The sequence below is a fragment of the Porphyromonas sp. COT-290 OH860 genome, from assembly GCF_000768935.1.
Taxonomy (GTDB): domain Bacteria; phylum Bacteroidota; class Bacteroidia; order Bacteroidales; family Porphyromonadaceae; genus Porphyromonas.
Genome location: NZ_JRAR01000079.1, coordinates 1 through 2542, shown reverse-complemented (window position 1 = coordinate 2542; position 2542 = coordinate 1). Strand labels below are relative to the sequence as shown.

The window sequence follows — 2542 nt, the reverse complement described above, 5'->3', positions numbered from 1 at the left end:
CCATGTCGATACAATTAATTACATATTAAAGATAGTAATAATCAGAGATATATACAACGTTTCTAACCGAAAAGAGGCAGAATGCCGTGCAACGGTCTCATTTGGTGCGTACAGCGTTTCAGTAGTATTTTTGTGTTGATATGACAGATACTCCATTGCTTTTCGATCTGCCACCGATACAGGAGGCTCCACCCAAGCGACGCAAGCGTTACTCTGGGGAGCCTCTGTGTGCTCGAGCGGCAAGTCGAGCTGAGCGTATAGAGGAGCGCAACAAGATGCTTGTGCTGCGCTACTACTATTGGACGGAGATCAAGCGTCGGCGCACGGACGATGTCCTGCATATCCTCTGCTCTCAGGAATTCTTTGTCGAGGATCGCACGGTCTGGAATGCCGTGCTTAACTACGGGGACTATCTGTCTGAGATTGCGCGGAAGAGACCGAGCATCCATAAGCTCCGCAAGGAGCACCCGAGCTTTGCGTGGTAGGGCTGTCGACCTGATCGATTAGTCCCAATGTGTAGACAGCCTCAATGACCTTGAGGTTGTCTTGTCGTTTAGGGGCTGGTAGCACGCGCTGTCTACGTATAGGCAACCACAATCCCTCTCCATCCCAACCCTGCAGGGCTTGATGCAGTCGCTCTAGGGTATCGTAGCGAGCTAGGGCTTTGCTCTTGATGTCCTCGGGGGCATGGGCGTACGACTCGCCCTGATAGCCGAAGACAAGCGTTAGCCGAAGTTCCGCTTGCACACGCTGTATAGTTACCTTGTGTGCGATTGTTTCACAGTTGACGTATGCCAGATCGATGAGGCAAGCTGGAGGCTCTATTGCGGGTCGTGATAGGTCGTATAGTTGCCCTTCATCGGGCTCAATCCACTTAAGGTCTGTGACCTGCTGTTGTAGCCGATCCATGACGGCTATGATGATTTGCTTATCCATATTGATTATTGATTAGTTCTGCTAGAGATATAGGCCAGCAGTCGATTGCGTATTAGTTCGTTGAGATCTCGAGCCTGCCCCATAAATTGTCTCTTGGGGATCGAGGCATGTCTGGTATGGGCTCGTACGGAGACCTCGCCCTTGGCGGGCTTACCCTCGGAGGGAATGAGGGAGCGTGGTCTAGCTCTGCGCATATGCTCTGGGACATTGACAAGCCCCGTATAGCCGTCGTTATGGACTTGTGCATAGCCGACCTTGTCACCTCCAGCGGAGATGACAACCCTGCGAGGGGATAGCTCTGCGATGCGTATGGAGTTGGCTAGAGCCCCTGACTTGACCAACAGGGATCCACGCCTAGAGGGCGTCTTGGCGGGCAGCCATGGCTGGCTGTCGAAGTTCTTGCGGCGGAAGCTGTTGCGATAGTACTCTTGGGCTGTAGCAGCGATAATCTCTGCGCCCTCACGCAGGATATCTTCGGCCATCTGCTCCAGCTGTATGGTTATATCTTGCATATCAATAATATATATTGTAAATTTGCAGTAGCTATCTCCGAGGTGAACAAAACACTAACCCTTGCGGAGGAGGGAGTGCGGAGGGCTGCTTAAGACAGCTTGGAGATAGCGAACCGAAGTACCTGTGAGATTACAGACTATCCAACCGTATGAGGCGGATGGGCTACGAGTAGCCCGACCAACAAGAAGACGGCGGACGTTATGACTCATATAGGGCGACAGTATAAGGCTAGCCGTTGGCTAGCCTTTTTTTATGAGTAGCCCTCGGCGATAGAGATGACGTGGATCTCTCCTTGCTCTAGAGCCTTTCTTGCCTTCTTTTTCGACAACCTTGTGTGGGAGATTGCTTTTATACTGCAATCCGACCTCAAACCACGTTGTGACCTGATAGACCTTGCCGTCTTTGAGCTCACAGACTACATTGATACATCTCCCTTGATAGTACTTGATGTAGTTGTAATTGGTGATCTTACCTTGGTAATCATTGAGCCATACCTCATCTGGGGTAGAGAGTGCCTCTGGGATACATTCAAGTAGGGGTATGCGTTCCGCCTCATACTTCTTGGATGTATGGCGTGTGAACACCCCCTCGCTTAACAATAGGCTGCGCCCCTTGTAGTCTTGTAATATCTTGTGCGTCTCATACCAGACTTGCTTGTCCCCCTCAAATATGGGGATCTTTGGGCGATACTCCTTGGCGATCTCCTTTTGGATGCTGTCTAGGCCGTAATCATTATGCCCGAGCTCCAATAGCTTGGCTGAGGACTTGGAGGGCATCTTGTGGATATATTGCTGATTGGCCGTGAATACCTCAGCAATCTCCGCCTTATTGACGCCCCATCCTAATGCCTTGGCAGCCTCCCAGTCGCTACTAGTCTGATACTCATGCACACGATCCTGCATATGCTTGATATTGACCGCATCTCCCTCCACCTTAAGACGAGGGACAACGAAACATCGGCATCCCCAGCCATTAGGAGACTATTGCGCAATGCACCGCTCAAAGGTTCTTGTATCTTTCTCGGTGTTTTTTGAGTGTTTGAGCGGCTTTGGGAGCCTTGAATACTATCCCCCTATCCCCATCCCTGAGGGAA

Annotated in this window: 4 protein-coding genes; 1 reads left to right on the top strand and 3 read right to left on the bottom strand. The window is 50.9% G+C overall.

The window, feature by feature from the left end:
* Positions 1–140: 140 nt before the first annotated feature.
* Entirely contained in the window at positions 141–485 is a 345-nt protein-coding gene (locus HQ41_RS09680; protein ID WP_152567378.1) for a hypothetical protein, read from the top strand.
* Here HQ41_RS09680 and HQ41_RS08775 read toward each other — a convergent pair.
* From HQ41_RS08775 to HQ41_RS08765, 3 genes are all read right to left on the bottom strand, one after another.
* A complete protein-coding gene (locus HQ41_RS08775; protein WP_052405370.1) occupies positions 397–936 on the bottom strand; it encodes a hypothetical protein in 540 nt (179 codons plus the stop codon). The genes HQ41_RS09680 and HQ41_RS08775 overlap by 89 nt on opposite strands.
* Before the next feature lie 5 nt (positions 937–941).
* Positions 942–1448: a phage virion morphogenesis protein gene (locus HQ41_RS08770; RefSeq protein WP_052405369.1), complete on the bottom strand. Its 507-nt coding sequence runs from the start codon at positions 1446–1448 to the stop codon at positions 942–944.
* Positions 1449–1688: 240 nt separating this feature from the next.
* Positions 1689–2381 carry a PBECR2 nuclease fold domain-containing protein gene (locus HQ41_RS08765; protein WP_044190628.1) on the bottom strand — a complete coding sequence of 231 codons (693 nt, stop codon included), beginning with the start codon at positions 2379–2381 and terminating at the stop codon, positions 1689–1691.
* Positions 2382–2542: the final 161 nt, after the last annotated feature.

Coding starts and splice junctions, on each gene's coding strand:
- HQ41_RS08770 (WP_052405369.1), bottom strand. CDS start 1,448: ATGCAAGATATAACCATACAGCTGGAGCAGATGGCCGAAGATATCCTG.
- HQ41_RS09680 (WP_152567378.1), top strand. CDS start 141: ATGACAGATACTCCATTGCTTTTCGATCTGCCACCGATACAGGAGGCT.
- HQ41_RS08775 (WP_052405370.1), bottom strand. CDS start 936: ATGGATAAGCAAATCATCATAGCCGTCATGGATCGGCTACAACAGCAG.